The sequence below is a fragment of the Dellaglioa sp. CoH-57-MRSF-19 genome (assembly GCF_056781975.1).
This window is the reverse complement of record NZ_JBXAXW010000008.1, coordinates 1-22,037: the sequence shown is the minus strand read 5'-3', so window position 1 is coordinate 22,037 and position 22,037 is coordinate 1. Positions and strand designations below refer to the sequence as shown.

Here is a 22,037-nt window from a genome sequence, read left to right as displayed (position 1 = left end):
CTTAGTTTTTAGCAATCTCATCAACATGCTCAGAAGTCAATAAATTGGACTATTTTTTTAGTATAAGAGCAATTACTCGCGCCGGTAGATTTGTCCAACACCACGTCAATTCCGGTTACAACCATTCAGGCAACGACCCAGGCTAAACTTGCCGAGCTCCCACGAACAACCCAGCGGCTCGTCAACCCAGATCTTTACTCGGTCTACATGACGACCACACTCAGCCAGTTACAAACTAGTTTGTTGAATAAAATGACGATACTAGCAGATTAACAAACGAACACGCGTAGCAACGACCAAAGCCACTTCTGTACTTAGCGTTCAAATGACCGCTAAGTACAGAAGTGGCTTTAGTTTATATCAAGTAACAGTTAGCTCACTGACCAGTAATTTGATCATGTTCACCCGGGGTCAATATTTTGGTCATCACCGTAATCAAATACGCTTGTTCGCGCTCAATTTCAGTTCCCGGCAATTCCAGCATTAACTGCGCTAGGTAACCGAATAGCTGCGATAACAAACTTTGCAGTATCAAATCATTCGGCCAATCCACAATCAAATGATCTGCTTTTAGTTGATTTATGACACTTCCCATCTGCTTGACCATCTTAGGCGCAATCTGGCTAAGAATCTGTTCGCGTCGTTCGGTGTCAAAAGCTGCCATTTCAAAAATGACCTTTAACTCTTTCACGTTAGCTTTAGCAAATGCAACTCGGTCCGTAAAAATTGCTGTGACGAATGCCTGTAGACTGGGATAACGCTGCCGTAATTCATCCTCTGAAAAATCACTCACTAAGATTGGCACAATGTGCGCGGTAATTGGTGCTAAGATGGCATCCCGTAAGGCAGCCTTAGTCTTATACCGCCGATAGACCGTCCCCTCCGCAACGCCGGCCCGTTGTGCAATATCACTAGTACTGGTCTGGTCAAAACCCTTTTCAGCAAACAAATCGAGACTTGCCTGGAGGATGGCCCGTTGCTTAGGTGTAATCGTTTCATTCTGACTTAGATCCTGTTGAAAATAATCCCGTATCCGTGGTCGTTCCATATCCTCACACCTTCCGATAACGTTTCATTCCAACAATATTCAACATTGTTAGTACGACCATAAACCCTACTAATATTAACAAATTGACACCAATATCGCCAAGCCCAGCACCCTTTGTCACAACAGCCGTCATCGCATTAGCACCATAGTATAACGGCATGATGTGGGCAATTGCTTGCAACCAACTGGCCATGCCATCGACTGGAACCAACCCAGCAAAAAAGATTTGTGGTACAACAATCAGTGGAATAAACTGAATCATTTGAAATTCTGAGTTAGCAAAGGTGGAAATAAAGATACCCAAGGTCAAAGCTACTAACGCTAATAATAAGTTAGTCAGAAAGACCAGCCAAATACTACCAACTAAGTGAATCTTGAAGACCGTAATTGTGAAAACAACGGTCAGGACAGTCTGAATGATGGCAAAGCCCCCATAACCAATTAGATAGCCCATAATAATTTCACTCCGTCGAATTGGGGTTGCAAGTAGCCGGCTTAGGGTTCCAGTAGTGCGTTCATTCAAAAGTGAAACGCCAGAAATCAAGAACACAAAGAAGAAGACAAAGAAACCGAGAAAGGCTGGAAAAAAGTTTTCAAAGAACGTTGAATCACTACTACTATAAATATAATGAGACTTAGTCGTATAACTGGTTGCTTTAGCTGACTGAGTCGAACTAGACGTCGTGGCTGTGGCCTGCTTGAGTTGCTTTTGTAATTTCTCAGCAGTTGCCTGGTCACCGCGGGCCTGGGCTTGTGCAATGGCAGTCTTCAGCTTGGTCACCGTTGCTTGTGTCTGGGCTGCTGTCAGCTTCTTCAAAGCGGCTTGTTGCGATTCAAGGGCCGCGCGCTGTTTCTTAGTAACGGTCACCAGCGTCTTCATTTTCAACTTGACTAATCCTGATTGTAAACTCGCCTTAATTAAAGACGTGTTGGTTGGATTGCTATTTGAATAAGTAATCGTCAATTGACCATTTTTCTGAGTCAAATAGCCATCTAGATCATGCTGCTTAATCATTTTCCGTGCCTGTGAACTATCATAATGATGAATCGTCACGTTTTTGGTATCGATCACGTTAACCACGGATTGGTCTACATGATGAACACCCAAGCTTGCTACTTGCGTCGTGTTGTTTTGAAATAAGAAATACATCAGCGTCATAATCAGCAATGGTGCCAAAAACATCAGCGCCAAGGTACGCTTATCACGTAACATTTGCTTAAAAACTCGTTTAACTATTGCCATCGTTCGCATCTTGCATCCGCCCCGCTTTCATAAAGACCTGTTCGATCGTATCTACTGCATACTGTTGTTTCAGTGCCGCGGGTGTCCCCTCAGCAAGCGCAATCCCGTGCCGAATCAACATGAGATAATCACACCGTTCTGCTTCGTCCATGACATGCGTTGTCACGAGCATCGACTTACCGGTATCCTTGAGCTTATTTAGTTCGGTCCAAATTTGTTGCCGTAATTCTGGATCAATCCCAACGGTCGGTTCATCTAAAATCAATAATTGGGGATCCTGAATCAGGGCAATTGCCAACGACAAGCGCCGTTTCATCCCACCCGAATAGCCACTGACCCGCTTGTCTAATTGGGACGTTAAATCAACTAATCCTGCTGCATAATCAATCATCTGTGCTAACTTTATTTTTGGAACGCTCATCAATTGCCCAAACAAGGTTAGGTTTTCACGGGCCGTTAGTGTCTCATACAAAGCGTCACTTTGGGCCATATACCCTACTTGTGCCATTACCGCCCTATTGGGCATCACCGTATCCATGACTTTAACAGTGCCACTATCCACAACTTCCATCCCTAAAATACTCTTGATCAAGGTGGTCTTCCCAGCTCCTGATGGCCCAATCAAACCATAAATCATTCCAGCCGGCAGTGTCAAATCAATCTGATTGAGCACTTGCTGATGACCAAAGTGCTTGCTGACCTGCTTGGCGATGACATAATCCGTTGCCATTTTAATAACCCTCTTTCTCAAAGTGAGTATATACTCACTCACTTAATGGCTTTAGTATAATTCAGTACATATCGGTTTGTCAACATTAAAATAAGTTATCACTCACTTATTTTGTTTCCGGCCCATTTGTCACCGCATTGCAAACAAAAATACGCCACCCCGTTGTTGGGATGTCGCATTTTAATTAAATAGCAGCACTGATATAAGCGTTAGCAATGTTTAAGCCTACCGATTTTTTAATATTATTTTATTCATCAATTTCCGGCGCCGATCCAAGCTCTGCCTGAATCATCCAGATTTTCTTCTCAATTGCGGTTTTGAGACCAATGAAAATATCTTGGGTACTGAAGTCTTTTTCAACATCGGATACTTCAATGCCGTGTTGGTAAAGGTCTTCCAAGTAACGATAGCCATCAACTAAGTGTGCGAGGCGTTCTGGGGTTGTTTTGTCCCATTCACCAGGCCAGTCTTGAATCTTAGTGTTTTCGGCCATTTCTTTTAAGGTCGAGTAAGGACTGCCATCAAGCGCAATCAGCCGTTCAGAAATGACATCGAGTTGGCTGTCAATTTCTTCCATGAACTCATCCATCAAGGGGTGCAACTTCAAAAAGTTGGGTCCACGCATGTACCAATGCGTCTGATGGATAATCATTGACATCTGGCTCAAATCGGCAACGAGTTGATTTAATACTGCTTTGGTTTTCGTATATTTCATTAGATTGATCTCCTTTTGATATGGTTATTATAACATAGTGGTAGCTTAATCTGAAACGTTATACACTGGCAAATTAAGTTATTTATAGCCCGTAGAATTAAGTCGTTTTGAAAAGATGGAGACGTTATATGGTAGATTGTAAAATTAAATAAATCTACAATTGAATTTTATTTACCTTATGAAGATGTTCAAAACGCGTTAAAGGAAAGTGCGCAAAATCCCTTTATACGTACAAAGGATGAATGGGTAGTGGGTAACAATGAGTGTAAATTAAATAAGGCACAAAAAAGGATGCTTAAGGATAAAGAAATATATAATCATTTCAATTTAGAAAATATTTCCAGTTCCATCAAAACGGAGCTAAACAAGATAGTGCATGACATCGATGACTAATACTTTAACACCAAACAGAAAGGGGCTATGAATATATAGGGTCTATAACTTACCAAATCGCCCCTCAAAATCATTGTTAAAATAGCCCCCAATATCTATATTATAGATATTGGGGGCTATTTTAATTTATTTTTTTATAAGTGCCCCTAAACTATAGTTATTGATTCAAGATTTCATGGGAGCCAGTTGCAACCAATAACAAAATCAATTCATCATGATCTAGCTGATAAATAACAATCCAGTTGTCATAATTTTTACCATAGTTTCCATATCTGGCAGGGTGAAATTCACGATAGCCACGCCAATTTCCTTTTAATGCATGATCTTTAATCTGTTTCAAAACAAGTACATCTTGTTCAACAATTGCTTCTAAACAAGGCTTCAAGACAGTTATTGGGAAATGTTTTTTGACTAGTTTTTTTAATTCACGTTCAAAAGATTTGGCCTGTTTAATTTGCATCTAACTTATCGATCCAATCTTCAAAGTCAGTCAATGAACCAATGTTTTTGACCTGCCCTGTTTCTGCTTCTTTTTTAGCGGCTAAGGCTTCCGGAGAATCTAAAAAGCTGACTAATCGAACTTCATTATTGGCCGCTTTAACTAACGATAAGCGTATATACTCAGAAACGGTTAGCCCTTGTTTTGCTAGATTAGCTTTAGCCCGTTCACTAATGTCAGGTGTTACACGAGTTGAAATTGTCTTGTTTTTAATAATAGTATTACTCATACTAATCCGCCTCCTTTAAGTTTACCATCGTACTACATTATAATATTCGATTTTTAAGTTTTCTGCAACTAAATTAATTTTAAAGTAAAGGAACTAACAGCTTATGCAACAAGTTGTCTTACCCATCAAAGATCTGGCTTTTTAAAATCGTATCTTGTTTATCATGACGACTTATCTGATAGTGTTTCCAATGATAATACGTACTTTTAGAAAGCCCTAAGGCTTTCAAGATTATCCAGAGGCGGTGTTTACATAATTGTTCGTTGATAAAGTCTATGGCTTTAACTTTGCCTAATGCCTTCCCAGTAACACCGCCGCTGCTTTTAAAATTTCATTTTCTTCTTTTAACTGCTGGTTTTCTTTCTGTAGTCGCTTGAAGGCTTCAACACTCGTTACGCCACCGTCAGGTAGTTCAACTAATTTGGCCCGCTTGATCCAATGACTGATGGTGGTTGGATGAACCCCATATTCATTGGCTAAGGATTTCTTTGAACGATTTTCATTGTGATAAAGCTTAACGATGTTGTTTTTAAATTCATCTGAATAATATTTCATAAAAAAAACTCCTATTCTGATTTTTATCATTATGACACAAAATCTAATGAATTTGGTACCAAATTTCAGTATAGGAGCAGACTCGTCTTTTTTGATGCAAAGTTGAAAACAAATCGTTGTTCAAAATCATGAACTTGAAGTAGACTTAAGTTATTATTGAGTTAGGAGATTCATATCATGACAACAAACAATGATCATTACAATGAAGCTGAATTACTTGCCAGCTATTTTTTCGAAACTGCAAATAACTCAGAACTATTACAGCAAAAGTTAACTGATGTTCAACAAATCGAACAAGCACTGCAAACTTTAATGGCTCTCTGTGGTCAAGACGACAATAATCCCGATTTAGATAAAACGCCCTTTCGTGTGGTAAAAGCCTTTCTTGAATACACCAGTGGTTACCGCGAAGATCCTACTGCCCATCTAGAAAAAGTCTTTGATATTCAACAAAATGATCCTATTATTGTAAAAGATATCGAATTTTATTCGATGTGCGAACATCATTTTGCACCCTTCTTTGGCGTAGCTCACGTTGCATATCTTCCTGATCAAAAAGTCACCGGACTTTCCAAAATTGCACGGGTCGTTGAAGGTTACGCGCGGCGTTTCCAAGTTCAAGAGCGCTTAACGAATCAAATTGCCGATGCAATTGATACCGTCTTGCAGCCTAAAGGGGTTATGGTAGCTATTGAAGCGAAGCATTTATGTGTTTCAAGTCGCGGCGCTAAAAAAGAACGAGCGCAAACTTTCACGCTGGCTAGTCGTGGTGCTTACATTAAAGATAGCCAATTGCGGTCAGAATTTATGACTGCTATTAAGTGAGGTCACTAATGAGTAAAAGAGTCGCTTTTATTACAGGGAGTACTACGGGACTGGGCGTGCAAATGGCCCATAAACTTGCTCAAGCAGGCTATCAATTAGCCTTAAATTACCGACACAGTCAAACAGCTGCGTTACAATTACAACAAGATTTGGCACGATGCTATCAAGTCAATGCTCGCCTTTACCAAGGCGATGTAAGCCAACAAGCTGACGTGGTACGAATGATTGAACAAATTAAACTTGATTTTGGTAACTTAGATATTTTAATTCTTAACGCTGGTCCCTTTATTCACGATAAATTAAAACTCGTCGACCATACCCCAGCCCAGTGGCATGACATGATGAGTGCTAACCTTGATAGTTTTTTCTATTTAGTTAAGGCAACGGTACCTATGATGGAAAAACAAAATTGGGGCCGCATTATTGCGCTAGGCTTTGACCAAATTGACCAAGTCTCGGGTTGGCAATATCGTGGTGCTTATGCCGCCGCTAAAACTGGTGTGGCCGCGGCGATTAGAACTTTAGCGCTTGAAGAAAAAGACCATCAAATTACTGCAAATATGGTCTGCCCCGGTGATATTAAAGCTGATCTTAAAGAAGCTGACATTGAACAAGCCGAGAAACTTGCACCTAATCAGACTAAACGAAAAGCTGCTGGTGAAGATGTTGCTCGCGTTATTGCCTTTTTATGTGCAGAAGATTCAGACTATTTAACCGGCAACATCATTAACTTAGCTGGCGGCGAAAATATTATTCATCGTCATGACTAAAATTTAAACTACTAGTAACAACTAAATATGGTATAAAATTAGCCTTCCGAAAATCACTCAATATTTTCGGAAGGCTATTTCTATTCTTGATAAATTTTAAATAGCCACACTTTGACCGACGCCGCCAGCAAATATAACCAGTTATTGAACACCATGGTGTCTTAACATGTCTTTCAGTTCCGGGAAGCCCAATTCGAAATGCGCCACTTCATGTGCATCAGAACCTAAAGTGAATTTAGTGCCACCAAGTGACTGCCATAACTCAATCGCATATTCATATAGCCTAAATTATGACGCAAAACAATACTTTTAGCATTCACTTCCAGTGTCAAATCATGTGCAATCGCATTGCGAAACACTTGCACCAGCATTGGTTCTGCTAACCGTTGGAGACTGTAAAATAGTTTGTGTAAGGATGAATGATTCCTTAAATTAATTTTCAAAAACATTAGAAAAAGGAGTTCCTTTCTCGTATGATTGGTTTGAACAAAAAACACATACAGAAAGAGGAACTCCTTCATGAATGATTTTACCAAAAATATGGCTCAAGCTCTATTCAATCAAGACAAAATAAACGATTTATTGCGCAAAGAACTCCAGCAAGCAGTTAATGACTTGTTAGAAGCTGAATTAACTGCCTTTTTAGGTTATGATCCTTATGCAAGAGACGGCTGGAATACTGGTAATTCTAGAAATGGCGCGTATTTCCGTAAAATTGATACCCAGTTTGGATCAATTGAAATCCAGGTGCCACGAGATCGCAATGGTATGTTTCATCAACACACTCTGCCAGACTATAAACAACATACTGATCTCTTAGAAGATATGGTTATAAAGCTTTATTCTAAAGGTGTAACCACTAGAGAAATAGCTAATTTGATCGAAAAAATGTATGGCAGCCATTATAGTCCCGCTCAAGTGTCTAATATCTCTAAGCAAATGATTCCTAAAGTTGAGGCTTATCACAAGCATAAACTGAGCGATAAGTTCTTTTGTGTTTATCTTGATGCAACGTATATACCGTTGCGTCGAGAAACTTTTGAACGAGAAGCAGTATATATTGCCATTGGTATCAAGCCCAACGGTCACAAAGAAGTGATCGATTATTGCATAGCTCCTAGCGAAAATATCGAAGTCTGGACGGAGTTGCTTCAAAATATGAAAAGCAGAGGCCTTAAACAAGTTGAATTATTTTTATCAGATGGTGTTGTGGGTATGAAAACTGCACTAATGCAAACTTATCCTAAAGCTCACTTCCAGCGCTGTTTGGTTCACGTCATGCGTAATATCTGCGCTAAAGTACGTGTAGAAGACCGTGAGGCAATTATGAACGAATTCAAGCAGATTCACCAGCAAGCCAATAAAGCAGCTGCTGTTGATGTATTGCATGCCTTCTATGCCAAATGGGACAAGAGTTATAATCATGTCATAAGAAACCTGAAAGACATCGAGCCGGACCTGCTAGTTTTTTATAACTATCCGAAACAGATCAGAAGTTCAATCTATTCAACTAACATGATTGAATCCTTTAATAATGTTGTTAAGCGCAAAGCCAAACCTAAAGCAGAGTTTCCAACTGAACAGTCGCTTGATACTTTTATTGGAATACAAGCAATGAGCTACAATGATCGATATTTCAAGCGAATCCACAAAGGCTTTGGTCAGGTTCAGAACACCTTAGAATCTTACTTTGATTAAATAAAGAATAAAAAATCAATCTATGAGAAAGATCTATTTACACAAAAGATTTGACAGTTTCTGATTTTTTGACGCTGATTAATGACTTTACTTATATTTTATGCTCTTAACTAAACAAGTCAATTAATGCTAAATAAAAAAGCCTGAATCAAGTGATCCAAGCTTTTTATCAGGTATAACTTATTCCAATTTTTGTTCTAACCATGCTTTTAAAACCACAGCTTGATTGTGTTGCTCGTTTTTGGCACCATAAATTAAAATTACATCTTCACTTTGTAAACAGAGACTAATAAAATCAAGCACCGCTGCACTTAATGGATTGGCGGCAATTTCAGCAAGATAGCGTTGCTTGAATTCAGGATAGCGCTCTTCTTGATGATTAAACCATTTCCTTAACTCAGAACTTGGCGCTAATTCTTTAAGCCACCATTGATAAGGTAAATCAGCTTTAGCGAGCCCCCGAGGCCACAAGCGATCCACTAAAATTTTATAACCAGATGCCCGTTTAACTGCTGCTTGATCATAAGTGCGAATTAATTTAATTTGTGGCATAACAACTTGAACCTCCTTTTAAAAATCACATTTTATAACGTGGATAATGGCTGATTAGTATCGGCAAACCGTTCTGAATCTAATGGTTGACGGTGTGACATTAATTCGGTAACGTCAGCACGCTCGTCATTACCATTAGCAAACAAAATAGCCAATGGTACTTGATTTTCATCAACATAAGCAATTGTAAACTTACCAGAATCAAGATTACCGCGGATAAAAGTTTGATCCCACTTAGTCGTATGACCTAAATATTCAAAGGTTTGATCATACTGATCTGTCCAAAAATATGGTAAGACATCATAAGGCTGACTTTGTGGCTGGATCAGATTAGCGGCAACATTTTTACCGTGACTTTGCGCATTTTCCCAATGTTCCACATGAATCTCTTCACCCTGGAACGGCCAAATAGTAGCATCGCCAACAGCGTAAACATCTTTCAGTGCTGTTTCGCCATATTCATTAACGGCAATATTCTGCCCTAATTCCAAATGATCTGCTTTAATTGACGTGTTAGGAACTGCACCAACACCAACAACAACCATTTGTGCAGGAATTGTTGCACCCGTATCAGTTACCACCCCAGTGACTTGATGCTGTTGGTCATGCGTAAACGATTCAACACCACTACCTAAAACAAATTTGACGCCCTGTTCTTGATGTATCTTAACGAAATATTCTGAAGCCTGTGGACCAACTACACGTCCCAATGGATGTTGACCATGTTCAACAACTGTGACATTAAGGCCTAACTTTCTAAAGGAGCTAGCCAATTCTAAACTAATAAACCCAGCGCCAATTAAGACCACATCTTTAACTTGCTCGCTCCACTGCTTAATCTTGATCGCATCGTGATAACTTCTTAAGTAAAAAATTCCTTCAGCGTCATCATTAGGCAAGTGCAAATGACGTGACTCTGCACCCATAGCTAGAACAAGTTGACCATAAGTAATTTCTTGATGATCTGCTGTGACAACTTTCTTCTTCTCATCATGAACCGCCACAACTTCGGTATTTAATTGTAACTTAATCTCATTTTCAGCAAAGAACGATTCCGGTTTAAAAATAGGTGCATCTAACTTCTTGCCTGTCAGCCAATTTTTAGATAATTTATAACGATTATAAGGCAGTGCGTCTTCGCGATCAATTAAACAAATACTACCTGAAAAACCTTTAGTCCGTAATGCCTTCACCAAATAAAATCCGGCCGTTGAACCACCGACAACTACAATATCAAACTTCATAGAGATCCTCCTAATCTGAATTCGAATTATAACTTAAGTCTAATGCAAAAAGAATAACCACGCAAAATATCGGCTTGTTAGTCTAGCCGATTGACCAAATAAAAACACCATCCAAAAAGGACGAGAGCGTCAAGAAGTTTGTGTAAATAACAAGAAGACTTCTTCGTATCATTTTGTCTAGCTTAAAACATTGATTCTAAAGTATCTTGGCACTGCTTAAAGCCATTATGAGCTCTGCCGAAGTATTTCTCGTTGTACTCTAAGATAATTGTCGCAAGGAAACGGTCAAGTGCTGATTCATTTGGAAATTGTTCTTTGACTTTTGTCTTGCGCTTCAGCTTTTTATTGAATGATTCAATAATGTTCGTTGAGTAAATTGTTCTGCGAATACTCGGAGGAAATTCTAAGAAGGTTAGTAAATTAGACGTACTGGCTAAATTTCTAACCATTCGAGGATACTTTGACTCCCAATGATCGATAAAACGATTTAAAATTAGCTGGGCTTCATCACGTGTTTTTGCTCTGTGGAGTTCTTTGAACTCATTAACGACCTCTGCACGGTCGTTTACGCGAACTTTCTGCATGATATTCCGTGACATATGGATCAGACAGCGTTGAAATTTAGCTTGAGGATAATTGTGGTTAAGCGCTGAATCTAAGCCAACTAAGCCATCTGCGATGACTAACTGGACGTGTTTAATACCACGACTGACTAAACCAGTTAGTAATTCGGACCAAACTTCTGAATTTTCCGTTGGTGCAATACAGTAATCTAAAATTTCTTTATGACCATCTGCTTTAATACCTAAAGCGACATAAACCGACTCTTTTTGAACCGTATCACGACGTAAGGGCACATAAGTTGCATCAAGGAAAAGACAGACGTAGTCTGTCGAACTAAACCGCCGCTGATGATAAGCAGTCACTTGATCCTCAACAATGGCTGTAATGTTGGAAATCGTAGTGGGTGAATAATGAGTTCCATACATCTTTTCGATTAAGTCAGCTATTTCTCGAGTTGTAATTCCTTTTTCGTATAACTGTATAATCGTCGTTTCCAGTGCATCTACTCTTCGAGAATAAGGTGGGATTAAGTTAGCCTTAAACTCGCCCTTGCGATCACGTGGGACACAGATACTCAGCTTTCCATACTCTGAATCAATTTGACGAAAATATTGGCCATTTCGAGAGTTACCAGAGTTGAAACCTTGACGATCATAAGGATCGTAGCCTAGAACAGAAGTTAACTCGGCTTGAAGTAACGTATTTAATGTATCCTGCAGTTGTTTTCTAAAAACTTCTTTTAAATCACCATGAGATAGTAGTACATTTGCCAATTCTTTGTTAAACTGATTCATAGGGGAAGACCTCCGTTGATTTGGTTTAGACGCTTATAATCATACGGGGAAGGTCTTCCTTTTTTCAATACTCATTTACACAAAATATTTTACACTCTCTTGTAGACAGAAAGTATATGAAAAACTTTTTTAATCTCAAATCTATATGGTTATCAAATATTGATACTTTTACAAAAAATAGTGAAGAAGCTGCTGATAACTTAATTGATGATAAATTTGAGGGAAAACTTGAAAAGCTAGCGTTAGACATGCCAGCTTTTATAACTAGTTTTACAGAACTAGATATAAACTCCTTTGACAAAAACGGTTTTGTAAAGGAAGAAATATCATGCTCATTAATAAAATGCGAAGAAAAATTAGGCAAGAATCGTGACTTTATTTTTATTCCTTATCAAAATATGATTCACTTATTGAATGTAATTAAGGAGTGCCAAGCAGGTAAGCGAGAAGGTATCCTAAAAGAAACAACAATATTTGCTCGAAAAGTTTGGTATATCACGGATTACGTAAATAGAATGGACAAACTTGAAAAAGACTATTTTGAAGGTAAAAAGTCTGTGGAGCAAGTTGGCCGAGGCATGCTAGGAACGAAGTCAATGAAGTACTCAATACAAAACGAATTCAGATTGGGCATTGTGTTTCCATACAAAAAATCAAATTATGGTAATGAAGCTGGTACAAACTTAGGCATACAACCTTCTTTTTGCTTTGCGACACAATACTTCAAAAAAGAGGAACTAAGGTCATTGAGTATAGAAAAGCTGAATTAATAGTACTAAACCGAAAATAGCCACTAGGGTATACCTTATTGGCTTTACTTGGCTGTATGAACTGATGCCACCTGCAATAGTTCAGTAGGATTGTCCAAATTAGGCGATATTTATCAAACAGTATGCAAGCTAATTTCGTGTTTGAAGATGGTAAAGGTTTGATATACATGCTGCTGTCACCACACAGAGGGCACCAGCCCCGAATAGCCAGATTCAGTTCCAGGTCTGCCGGATCCAAGACGACGAGCAGGGTTGTTGCAATAATTACCACGAAAGAAGGTTGCCAAGTTTTTGACAAGCATCAACGTGCAATAAGGACGGTAAGCTAACCGTAACGCCAAAAGCTGATAAAACCGCGGAGTATGCTGGTAACCCAGCAAAACCAACGACTCCAGCACCTAAGTCAACGGTTACTAAAGTAGTTAAGATGGCCCAAACTGGTCATCACCAAGCTTGGTTTGATCGATTGGTGGCTTGGTTCAAATAATTGCTAGTTTGAGGGCTCAGCACGTATACTAATGGTGTTAAGAAATGACTACTGGCCAATAATGGGAGGAATCAACATGGCTGATAATGTGTTAATGGCCTATCATATTGTGCATGATCCTGATGAGCGGGCAAAACATGTTTTGAATATGAAAAAGTTGTATAAGTGGCGGATTACCGAAAAGACGAAGGGCACCCCGGTAGTTGGTAATGTGGCGTTAGTCCAAACCCAGTTTGCGAAGCGCACCCCAGTTATGATTTATGCGACGAAGGAAGTTGCCAATGATTTGAGTGACTTACAATCAGTTAAAGTCTTTACGAACAATCGTGATCAAGAGACGGTTAATCAAACCTTTGATGAACTGCTTAAATAGATTAGTGGTCTATAACAATGTGGAATCATTAACATTGTTATGGACCATTTTTGCTAACAAGAAGTGCTAATGTAAAACATACTTGAAATAGCCATGGTGGCAGTTGTGAATACATATTTTGCGCCCAGTATATAAGTTTAACTTAGCTATTATTCCACTAGATTTAGAATGCTAATACTTGCTGATGGATATAAGAATTTAAATGAATTGATAGAATGATGGTAGTAGTCGCCAAAACTATTGACTGGTTAACAGTTGATTTATATGTGCCAGTTATGCTGATGGCCTATTCTCTAATGAATAGTAGGCTCTATACATGTAATAAGAGTGAAGGTCGAATAGGCTTGAGCAACTTAAAAAATAGTTTTTGTTCAAACTTCCTTCGGATTGATTTTACAATCTACCTTGCGGCACTGAGTTTAGCAATCTAATATCATTTGAATCACAATACGGTATTTAGACCTATTACTGCCATGCTTACACGCCGGCTGAACGCGGCAGTAATGAACGATTTAATCAGAACTTACGTTATTTTTACCCTAAATAGAATTGTTTTGAACACATTGGTACTCAAGATTTAACAACTACGTTACTACAAATTAATCAGAGACCGCTTAAAGTACCCAACTGACAAACACTTTACCAAGTTATGTTGACCAATTTGCCAAAAAAATCAGATTAAATTTGTAATTTACCATCATACATTGGATATTTAAGCCAAATAGCTAGTAACTGTTGCTTGACTAATTGACTCCGACGAGAAGTTTTGCTGGGTTACCAATGACAATAACCATCATACGTTGAACTGGAAAACTTTAGCGTTTTTAAAATATGAGGAATGCGGTGCTGGGCTTGTAAACTAGCCTAAATCATTTCTAAGATGACCGTTCGCTCTCTCACCATTCTTTTTTTGTCAATAGCATGCCGCTCGTTTTAAAATATCGAGTTCCTCCCTAAGTCGTCGATTCTCCTCGATTAGGGCTCACTCATGATCCGAAGGGACCTTGGAATTATTGGGATCAGCCTGATTCATCCATTTAGTAACGGTGGAGACACTAACGTTGTATTCCTTAGCTAAGAAATCAGCTGAGCGGTTGTTTTTGTGTAGTAACATGATAGATGACTTAAACTCAGGCGAGTATCGATTCGAATATTTAATGGTCATAATAAAAGACTCCTTTGAAATAATTATAGTGAACAAGTTGTCCGTAATTACATCATAGGAGCCAACAACGGTTACATCCATTCTATGTCAGTAACAGTTAATTTTTATGTAAGCGCCGTCATGCTAATCCTTATACCCCGTGCTCAGGCACAGGCGTTGTATTTAATCCCCCTGTTTAGAGTATCGGGGGTAAGCAGGCATTTATCTTGTTAATGATGCAACTAAGTTTGGACAAGGATGATAAGCCATTTTTGATCGATCAGCCTGAAGATGAGCTTGATAATAAGGCTATCTATGATGAACTCGTTTCTTATTTAAGGCAACAGAAACAACACCGACAGCTATTTGTCGTTACTCACAATGCAAACGTTTTGGTTGGCGGAGACAGTGAATGTGTGACTTTAGCTTCAGAAGAGATGGATTCCAAAACAAGTAAAGGACGAAAATTTAAATATAGACAAGGCCCTATCGAAAATCCAGCTATGCAAACCGAAATTTGCGAAGTCTTAGAGGGTGGAAAACGTGCATTTCAGAAACGTGAAGAAAGATATGCATTCAGTAGAGGTGTTTGATAGAACAATGTGCGATGTTACTGATCCAATTAATGCTCTAAAACACTGGCTTTACGGGTTCAGCAATGATTAACGGGTAAACAGTTAATACACGAATATTCTGATAACGTCATTCCACTATAGATGTTGTTAAAGCAGAAGGATATGATGGCATTCACGAAAGTCGAATATAATAATTAAAGCCTTTCATTCAGGTCACAACTTAACAGTTGTGGCCTCTTTTTTGATACTGTATAATTAAAGGGTTAGAACCGTGTCATTACTTAATGACATAAGTAAGGAGATAAAAAGATGAAATATGGCTATGCGCGGGTCAGTACCACTGATCAAAAATTAGCAAATCAAATTGAGTTACTAAAATTGGCAGGAGCAGGAAAAATCTTTCAGGAAAAGTTTACCGGCACAACTACTGAACGACCGGAGTTTCAAAAACTGTTGCGCACTCTAAAAACAGGTGATACTTTGATTGTCACTAAGCTGGATCGGTTTGCGCGGAACACGCGCGAGGCATTAGCCATTATCCAAGAGTTGTTTAAAGAAAATGTCAAAGTCAACATTTTGAATATGGGCTTAATTGACAATACGCCGACTGGCCAATTAGTCTTTACAATATTTAGCGCCTTTGCGCAGTTTGAACGCGATATGATTGTCACGCGCACACAAGAAGGTAAATTGTATGCCAAGCAACATGATCCGTTGTTTCGGGAAGGGCGACCGAAAACGTATTCTGATGAACAAATCAGATTTGCTTATGAGCTGCGAAAACAAGGCATGACCTACAAGATGATTGAACGAAAAACGGGGATTAGTAAACGCACGCAGCAGCGACGGTTTAAGTTAATTGAGAAACCAAGTGATACTTCTAAAATCTAAGACAGGTGAAAGATCATGAAAAAGGATATTTTAAATTATTTACAATTTTGAGGACTTGGTAATCCGAACCTCAAATTACATCAGCTGGTTTAATTCCGACAGAATTAGAACGAGTGTTTAGAAAAAGATGTGCCATTTATTGACATAGGAGCATTTATTTTTATTCTAAGTTCTTTTTCCTCGCTTATATCTATAAAATCTATGTGGCTTTGGTCATAGGAAATCAGTTGGTTGAATTCTGTATCAGAGTCGTTTGGGGTAAATAAATATAATTCTGTAGCGGCTCCTTTTCCTTTATTAGTAACCTTGTAATGCATATAGATTGTTTGATCAGCGTTCTCCCCCTCGCTGGCATTCAGTTCTAAATCGTAATGTTTATAACTTGTAAAATTAGCACTCCCTATAAATTTGATATGCATATATGGCATTACAGATATCGCATTATCATTCACTCTAATCAAATCGGCTTCCTTTTTTTGTTTAGCGACTTGATTTTGTGTATACAAAATTGTGATAATAACACCTAAAAAACCTAAAAGAGATCCATAAACTGTGCCGAAGTAATTAAGACTAGATTCCCAACTTAAAACTGTATCTAAAGGAACATCATAAAATATTGGATGTAAGCTGATTCCTGAGACAACTTTTAAGAGAGGGTATAATGAATAAATCATCTCTCAAAAGGAAGGAATTTTTACATAGGTAGATTGTAAAATTTAAGTTGAACATATTAGTGGACAGAAAAACCCATAAAGGTCTTTAATGGTGTCACCACAACATTCCACTAGAAAGAAGGACCTTTATGGGCACCACTATTTTATCATTTGAAGACCGCGTTGTCATCGAAACACTTCATCATGAAAAACACTCACTTCAATATATTGCCGATTATTTAGGCTTTAGTAAAACCACTATCTTTAATGAGGTTCATCACTTAGCTGGTGAGTATAACGCAGTTAGGGCTCAAACTGACCATGAAGTTAAACTTAGTCATCGTGGTCGTAAAACCATCTTAACGACTAACCTAAAGCGATTGATTGAAGAAAAAATCAAGATCCAAAAATGGTCAATTGAACAAGTGGCTCATGTAGTTAGAATTGCCTACAAAACCATCTAAAGAACCCCGTGGTAGTTTTAGTCATGGACGTTCCATCGAAGATCGTCCAGCTGAAATTTCTGATCGTAATACTTCAGGTCACTTCGAAGCTGATACAGTTTTATCTGGAAAACGTAAAGGTCAAGCAGTAGCTACGTTTGTCGAGCGTAAGAGTCGGCTTACCATCGTTAAACGGCTTAATGGACGAGATAGTACTTCAATGACCAAGGCTATTTTAGAATTGGCTAACCAGTTAGGAGATAATCTCAAGACCCTTACTGTTGACGATGGGAAAGAATTCGCCAACTACAATTTGATTGAAGAACAGGCCGGTGTTCCGCTGTACTTTGCGCACGCTTATTCGCCACATGAACGAGGCAGTAATGAAAATCGCAACCGAGTACTACGCCGCTTCATTCCCAAAGGTCAACCGATTGATGAGATTACCGATGATGAATTGATTCAAATTAACTGGTATTTGAATTCCCGACCACTCAAATGTTTAAATTGGCGAACACCGATTGAGATCTTTTTGCGTAATCTGCGTTACTAAATTTGTTCAAGTTATTTCTTGCAATCTGCCTTATAATAAAGAGTGATTATTTTTTGCTTTTCATTTTTACATCGCGTGATTCCAAAGTGGAAACTTGCAAATCAAATTCTTTTTGTTCGTTAATAGATAACTGCTCGTAGAAAGAATGTATGGCCGTTTCGACAGACAAACGTTGATTTTCTGCATATCCAATCATTGACATTGCTTGAAGTTTATTTCTAGTATGGTTGCTAATTTTAAGATTGGTGTTGAACGTTACGGAACTAATTTCTTTATTAGTTGGTTTATCTTTTGCGGGATTCACGAAATCTGATGCTTTAGCTTGCTTTTCAGGCTTGGGAATACTACTTTCTGTATTATTTCTATTGGATCGAATTAATGAATTAGCCATGCTCAATCACCTCAATTCTTGATAGCAATTCATCAGTTACGTTTTTGTATACATCAAAAACCCTCTTGTCGAATTTGGAACCGAATGTAATTCCAGTAATTCCATACCGTTTGAGTCTTTGCATTGAATGAATTTTATTTTTAAATATGTTATCTTCACCAAATTCTGAAATAGCATTAGAAACTGTAGCTTCATCAACAGGTGCGCCTGCTTGGAGTAATACGGCTAATATGCCCACCAACTCCAGCCTAGGTGCTTTGTATTCATTAACTATTTCATCTTGAATATATTTAATAAACGCTTCTGCACCCTCAAAACTATGTTCATGAGTTTGCATAATAATTAAGCAATAATCAGATGCATACAGTGCACTATCAGTAATGAGACTTATTGTAGGTGGAATATCAATGATAATATAATCATATTTTTCCTTTAAAGGATTAAGCAATGTGTTAAAGGCTGTAACCCTATCTAAATATTCATGGTGTTTTTCCATATATCGCGGATATAATGCAAAATCAGGTGCAGACGCCAGCAAATCTAGATGCTCTTTAATATTAATTAATGAATTTGATAAGTCACCGTCTTCTATGCTGGCCATCAATGTTTTTTTAAAATGCCCTACTTCATTGCTGATATTTAGCTTAGTTTTTAGGTATAAGTTTGTGGCATTTCCTTGAGGGTCAAGGTCTACTAATAACGTTTGATAGCCGCGATTGCTTAATTCAAGGGCTACCATAGTCGAATTACTAGTTTTACCTACTCCACCTTTGAAATTGCCAAAGGTTATTATTTGGGTCATATGTTATGCACCTCCGTTTTTTTAATAGTAGCACTATGTAGTTCCTACTGTCAATAAGTCTAGTGCAATAGTTCTGTAGTGCAATAGTGCTAGCACTATCTAGTTCTAGTACTACGGAACTAAGTAGTTCAATAGTGCAATAGTTCTGTAGTTCTAGCAATTAGATAGTAAATTGGTTGGAAAAGCTGATATATCAACGCACTACAGAACTAGATAGTGCAGTAGTGCAATAGTGCTGTAGCCGTTGCACTATTGCACTACGAAACTATTGCACTATCTAGTTCTAGCACTACAGGACTATAGCACTACGTAGTGCTATTTAAAAAAATGTTGACATTATAGCAATAAAACAATTATAATTACATTAAACAAAAAAGCACCTCACAAATTGTGAGATGCAATCAAAATTTAATATAAAAAAAGCCACCCCCGATTGCAGTCGGGCGTAACTAAACAGTTTAATCAAATTAACTGTATTGTAGCATGTGTGGCGAATTTTGACAATGTAGAAGCCAACCTGCATGGATAAAGTCCAAACTAAATAGACACGTTTGCCAGTGCGACCGCAATAACAACTGGCTATATCACATAAGCAACGGCCTCGTATTGTGGGTGATGAATGGTGGTGACCACCAATAAGGGTCAGGGCGGTTTACTGGTGCTTACGAGCACGGTAACTAATCACAACGCTATTAGGGCAGTAATTAATAGGGTGGTTAGTTTGTCGAAAGACAACAGCTACGAGGTTAACTAAATACGTGAGACGGCCGATCGGTCAAGTAAATAGTTGAGTTGTACTCTAGTGCGACGCTTATTTTTTTATTTAAAATTTGCTCGTGACTAGGGTACAACTTTGCCATTCACCGCTCAACCAACCTCTCAATCAAGCAGGGGTGACCCACTAAGTCAACTAATTTGAGGAAAAATACATATGAAATTTCACTAACTTTTCTAAAAGAAGAATCCTATTAAATCAAGGTTTCGTATTGTTACTTGACCTATACCAATTTCATTTCACAAAGTTGTAAAATAAAGAGCCCACAACCACACGGATTGAGCGCTTTACTTTGTTTAATTTTGCATTATGTTAAGCAGCAAGTGGTATAGCTGCTTAACATAATGTCGCTTATCTAAACTAAAAAGCGCCAAACCTGAAATAAATAGGGTTTGGCGCTTTTTCTGTGATCACGTCTTGTGAATCTGGCTCAAATTAATTGGTCTACCTCTCACAATCCCAGCAACAAGGCTTTTGTCATTTGTGAAATTTTAGTCCGTGAGCGGTTTATGAGACGGCTGTTTGTGCTTTTTGCGGAGGCGTAAACGGACCACCAACTTGTGTTGGGCGACTTCTTCGTCAGACAAGGTTAACTTCTCATCAATCGAGAAAGAGGTCGTTTTATAATTTTTGGCCAGGACAACCGCATAAACAGCCTGGTCAACCTGGTCACTTTGTTCTGGTGTTAGGGCAAACGTATAGGATTTCTCGCCATACAAGATTGTTTTATCGGGCGCCACGCGCGTAAAGCGTCCTTTGATCGCATTATAGGTCATATATGCCTCCTTAATCACAAACCGCGTGATAGAACCTTTAAAATGATTTATCTAATAAAAAATGCCATTTAATGGCCAATTTTTATTATCAAAATTTCATTATTACATCAATTTATACACGAATATTATTTCGCTGTAACCCTACGCCCCGTAAGCATGAGGGTTGTTTGCCTGTTGGCTTTTTTGTAAATTTAACCCCCCTATTAGTGATTTGGGGGTTAAAGAAATTTTTTGAAGCGTCTTTAATTGTGAAAAATGACAGGTTAGCCAGGTTATTGTTGGCGTCACTGGATTTTAAAATGGGCCACCAGGCTTGCCCAGCGCACTGGCGCAAGCCTTTGAAACAGCAGAGCTGTTTCATGGCAATTATTGTTTATAATTATACACTGTCTTGCCCTGAAAGGAAACTTGCTTCAAAAAAAGACAAACAAAAAGAGCTGGTGTTCCTACGCACTAGCCCTTTTTACTAGAGAGGTTAGTCTCCATGTACTTTCTTCTATTAGCATTATAACATTATATTATTGGTATTTCAAAACATGATATACTTAAAAAGCTGTTGTTTCCTACTATAACTGCAACGGCAAGGAGGTTTAGACTCCATGATTTACTTTTTTCAAGAACTCACACAATTGTTCAACGCAATCTGTGTTGCTGTTGTGACGTTCGCAATTAAACGTTATTTTGATGATCTTAATGATCGTTAAAATAATGTGGGCACCTTAAGGGTGCCTTTTTGTTTGCTTTTATTGTATAACACCTATTAATTGCGATAGTCCACTACAATTTTTTTGTTATTATACACTTACGTTTACAGATTATTTTAATGTGGTTAAGCTGACACCAGCTTGCCCTGCGCGGGTAGCGTTCTGCATGACATGCTCCCGCTGAAGGTGATCATGCAATGATAGATTGCCCCGTCATGGCGTGACCCGCCGGAGGTTTTACAAGCCGGATAATAGGCGCTGTAAAATAGCAGTTTCCCCAGCAGGAAGGGGAAACGCTACGGTCAGCGCTTGTCGATGACTCGCCTCGCAGAGCCTGTCCAAAATAGCATTTTGGTATAACAGGCTATACCAGATTTTTAACGGTGTTATACTGGTCTTGGAAAATCTTTTTCGAGGAGGCATTTTTGATGGCACATTTAAAGAAAAATACGCGTGGCGCAGTCCCTGGTTTAGCGGTCCATTTTGAACGTAAAACTGTCCATCACACTAACAAAGAAATTGATGTGTCGAAAACCTATCTGAATCAGGAGCTCATGGCTGATGGTTCTGATATGCTTTCACGCTTCAATGCGCGTTTAAATGACGTTTATTGCATGAAAAGAGACGATGTAAAGGCGTTAGCGACTTGGATTGTCACTTTACCTGAAGAACTCGCAGAAGCGTCCTACGAGCAACAGAGCGCCTTTTTTGAAGCAACCACAGCATTTCTAAATGACCGTTATGGTCAAGAAAATGCCGTGGCCGCTGTCGTGCATTATGACGAGACAACCCCTCACTTGCACTATGCCTTTGTCCCAGTGGTTTTTGATGATAAAAAGTC

The 22,037-nt window shown here is 38.6% G+C and carries 23 protein-coding genes and 3 pseudogenes; 12 read left to right on the top strand and 14 right to left on the bottom strand.

Annotated features, from left to right (window positions below; genetic code table 11):
* The first annotated feature begins 90 nt into the window (after positions 1-90).
* On the top strand, positions 91-273 hold the full coding sequence (locus AC1RO3_RS07460; RefSeq protein ID WP_224142993.1) for a hypothetical protein: 183 nt from the start codon (positions 91-93) through the stop codon (positions 271-273).
* A gap of 103 nt (positions 274-376) precedes the next feature.
* Here the strand turns inward: AC1RO3_RS07460 and AC1RO3_RS07455 are convergent, their stop codons facing one another.
* From AC1RO3_RS07455 to AC1RO3_RS07425, 7 genes are all read right to left on the bottom strand, one after another.
* Entirely contained in the window at positions 377-1,048 is a 672-nt protein-coding gene (locus AC1RO3_RS07455; protein WP_481762418.1) for a TetR/AcrR family transcriptional regulator, read from the bottom strand.
* 4 nt (positions 1,049-1,052) lie between these two features.
* Positions 1,053-2,300, bottom strand: coding sequence for an ABC transporter permease (locus AC1RO3_RS07450; protein WP_014975085.1), 1,248 nt, complete (start codon positions 2,298-2,300; stop codon positions 1,053-1,055).
* The gene (locus AC1RO3_RS07445; protein WP_014975086.1) at positions 2,278-3,021 is read right to left on the bottom strand and encodes an ABC transporter ATP-binding protein; all 744 of its coding nucleotides are present in this window, start codon (positions 3,019-3,021) and stop codon (positions 2,278-2,280) included. The genes AC1RO3_RS07450 and AC1RO3_RS07445 overlap by 23 nt, the downstream gene beginning before the upstream one ends.
* A gap of 247 nt (positions 3,022-3,268) precedes the next feature.
* Positions 3,269-3,736 carry a Dps family protein gene (locus AC1RO3_RS07440; protein ID WP_003587210.1) on the bottom strand — a complete coding sequence of 156 codons (468 nt, stop codon included), beginning with the start codon at positions 3,734-3,736 and terminating at the stop codon, positions 3,269-3,271.
* A gap of 550 nt (positions 3,737-4,286) precedes the next feature.
* Positions 4,287-4,589 carry a type II toxin-antitoxin system YafQ family toxin gene (locus AC1RO3_RS07435; RefSeq protein WP_050340497.1) on the bottom strand — a complete coding sequence of 101 codons (303 nt, stop codon included), beginning with the start codon at positions 4,587-4,589 and terminating at the stop codon, positions 4,287-4,289.
* Positions 4,579-4,857 carry a plasmid mobilization protein gene (locus AC1RO3_RS07430; RefSeq protein ID WP_003625288.1) on the bottom strand — a complete coding sequence of 93 codons (279 nt, stop codon included), beginning with the start codon at positions 4,855-4,857 and terminating at the stop codon, positions 4,579-4,581. The genes AC1RO3_RS07435 and AC1RO3_RS07430 overlap by 11 nt, the downstream gene beginning before the upstream one ends.
* Before the next feature lie 291 nt (positions 4,858-5,148).
* Entirely contained in the window at positions 5,149-5,412 is a 264-nt protein-coding gene (locus tag AC1RO3_RS07425; RefSeq protein WP_481762419.1) for a transposase, read from the bottom strand.
* 177 nt (positions 5,413-5,589) lie between these two features.
* Between AC1RO3_RS07425 and folE the strand changes: the two genes are divergently transcribed.
* From folE to AC1RO3_RS07410, 3 genes are all read left to right on the top strand, one after another.
* Entirely contained in the window at positions 5,590-6,237 is a 648-nt protein-coding gene (gene folE / locus AC1RO3_RS07420) for a GTP cyclohydrolase I FolE (RefSeq protein WP_481762420.1), read from the top strand.
* 8 nt (positions 6,238-6,245) lie between these two features.
* Complete coding sequence (locus AC1RO3_RS07415) at positions 6,246-7,007, top strand: SDR family oxidoreductase (protein ID WP_481762421.1); 762 nt, start codon at positions 6,246-6,248, stop codon at positions 7,005-7,007.
* A 519-nt stretch (positions 7,008-7,526) separates the two neighbouring features.
* Positions 7,527-8,705 carry an IS256 family transposase gene (locus AC1RO3_RS07410; protein WP_068222488.1) on the top strand — a complete coding sequence of 393 codons (1,179 nt, stop codon included), beginning with the start codon at positions 7,527-7,529 and terminating at the stop codon, positions 8,703-8,705.
* A gap of 180 nt (positions 8,706-8,885) precedes the next feature.
* On the opposite strand, the gene AC1RO3_RS07405 is transcribed toward AC1RO3_RS07410, so the two are convergent.
* The 3 genes from AC1RO3_RS07405 to AC1RO3_RS07395 form a co-directional block, all read right to left on the bottom strand.
* Positions 8,886-9,257 (bottom strand): DUF488 domain-containing protein, encoded by a 372-nt coding sequence (locus AC1RO3_RS07405; RefSeq protein WP_019039877.1) that lies wholly within the window; start codon positions 9,255-9,257, stop codon positions 8,886-8,888.
* Between the two features lie 32 nt (positions 9,258-9,289).
* Entirely contained in the window at positions 9,290-10,501 is a 1,212-nt protein-coding gene (locus AC1RO3_RS07400) for an NAD(P)/FAD-dependent oxidoreductase (protein WP_481762422.1), read from the bottom strand.
* Positions 10,502-10,683: 182 nt separating this feature from the next.
* Positions 10,684-11,859 carry an IS256 family transposase gene (locus tag AC1RO3_RS07395; protein ID WP_010492178.1) on the bottom strand — a complete coding sequence of 392 codons (1,176 nt, stop codon included), beginning with the start codon at positions 11,857-11,859 and terminating at the stop codon, positions 10,684-10,686.
* 116 nt (positions 11,860-11,975) lie between these two features.
* On the opposite strand from AC1RO3_RS07395, the gene AC1RO3_RS07390 reads away from it, so the two are divergent.
* The 5 genes and pseudogenes from AC1RO3_RS07390 (at position 11,976) to AC1RO3_RS07370 (ending at position 16,099) form a co-directional block, all read left to right on the top strand.
* The gene (locus AC1RO3_RS07390) at positions 11,976-12,629 is read left to right on the top strand and encodes a hypothetical protein (protein WP_481762423.1); all 654 of its coding nucleotides are present in this window, start codon (positions 11,976-11,978) and stop codon (positions 12,627-12,629) included.
* 563 nt (positions 12,630-13,192) lie between these two features.
* Complete coding sequence (locus tag AC1RO3_RS07385; RefSeq protein WP_019040614.1) at positions 13,193-13,489, top strand: DUF5839 family protein; 297 nt, start codon at positions 13,193-13,195, stop codon at positions 13,487-13,489.
* 409 nt (positions 13,490-13,898) lie between these two features.
* A pseudogene (locus AC1RO3_RS07380) lies at positions 13,899-14,120 on the top strand (IS30 family transposase); the annotation flags it as partial.
* Between the two features lie 722 nt (positions 14,121-14,842).
* Positions 14,843-15,226 (top strand): annotated as a pseudogene (locus AC1RO3_RS07375) (TrlF family ATPase); the annotation flags it as partial.
* 291 nt (positions 15,227-15,517) lie between these two features.
* The gene (locus AC1RO3_RS07370) at positions 15,518-16,099 is read left to right on the top strand and encodes a recombinase family protein (RefSeq protein WP_014216283.1); all 582 of its coding nucleotides are present in this window, start codon (positions 15,518-15,520) and stop codon (positions 16,097-16,099) included.
* Between the two features lie 104 nt (positions 16,100-16,203).
* Here the strand turns inward: AC1RO3_RS07370 and AC1RO3_RS07365 are convergent, their stop codons facing one another.
* A complete protein-coding gene (locus AC1RO3_RS07365) occupies positions 16,204-16,773 on the bottom strand; it encodes a hypothetical protein (RefSeq protein ID WP_481762424.1) in 570 nt (189 codons plus the stop codon).
* Positions 16,774-16,901: 128 nt separating this feature from the next.
* On the opposite strand from AC1RO3_RS07365, the pseudogene AC1RO3_RS07360 reads away from it, so the two are divergent.
* Positions 16,902-17,748 (top strand): annotated as a pseudogene (locus tag AC1RO3_RS07360) (IS30 family transposase).
* A 46-nt stretch (positions 17,749-17,794) separates the two neighbouring features.
* Here the strand turns inward: AC1RO3_RS07360 and AC1RO3_RS07355 are convergent.
* The 3 genes from AC1RO3_RS07355 to AC1RO3_RS07345 form a co-directional block, all read right to left on the bottom strand.
* Positions 17,795-18,139 (bottom strand): DUF5388 domain-containing protein, encoded by a 345-nt coding sequence (locus AC1RO3_RS07355; protein WP_284065014.1) that lies wholly within the window; start codon positions 18,137-18,139, stop codon positions 17,795-17,797.
* Positions 18,132-18,941: a ParA family protein gene (locus AC1RO3_RS07350; RefSeq protein ID WP_284065013.1), complete on the bottom strand. Its 810-nt coding sequence runs from the start codon at positions 18,939-18,941 to the stop codon at positions 18,132-18,134. The genes AC1RO3_RS07355 and AC1RO3_RS07350 overlap by 8 nt, the downstream gene beginning before the upstream one ends.
* Before the next feature lie 1,266 nt (positions 18,942-20,207).
* Positions 20,208-20,492 (bottom strand): hypothetical protein, encoded by a 285-nt coding sequence (locus AC1RO3_RS07345; protein ID WP_481762425.1) that lies wholly within the window; start codon positions 20,490-20,492, stop codon positions 20,208-20,210.
* A 167-nt stretch (positions 20,493-20,659) separates the two neighbouring features.
* On the opposite strand from AC1RO3_RS07345, the gene AC1RO3_RS07340 reads away from it, so the two are divergent.
* Positions 20,660-20,962, top strand: coding sequence for a hypothetical protein (locus tag AC1RO3_RS07340; RefSeq protein WP_068853205.1), 303 nt, complete (start codon positions 20,660-20,662; stop codon positions 20,960-20,962).
* 662 nt (positions 20,963-21,624) lie between these two features.
* Positions 21,625-22,037 (top strand): MobV family relaxase (mobV, locus tag AC1RO3_RS07335; protein WP_481763397.1); only part of this gene is annotated, 413 nt, incomplete at its 3' end.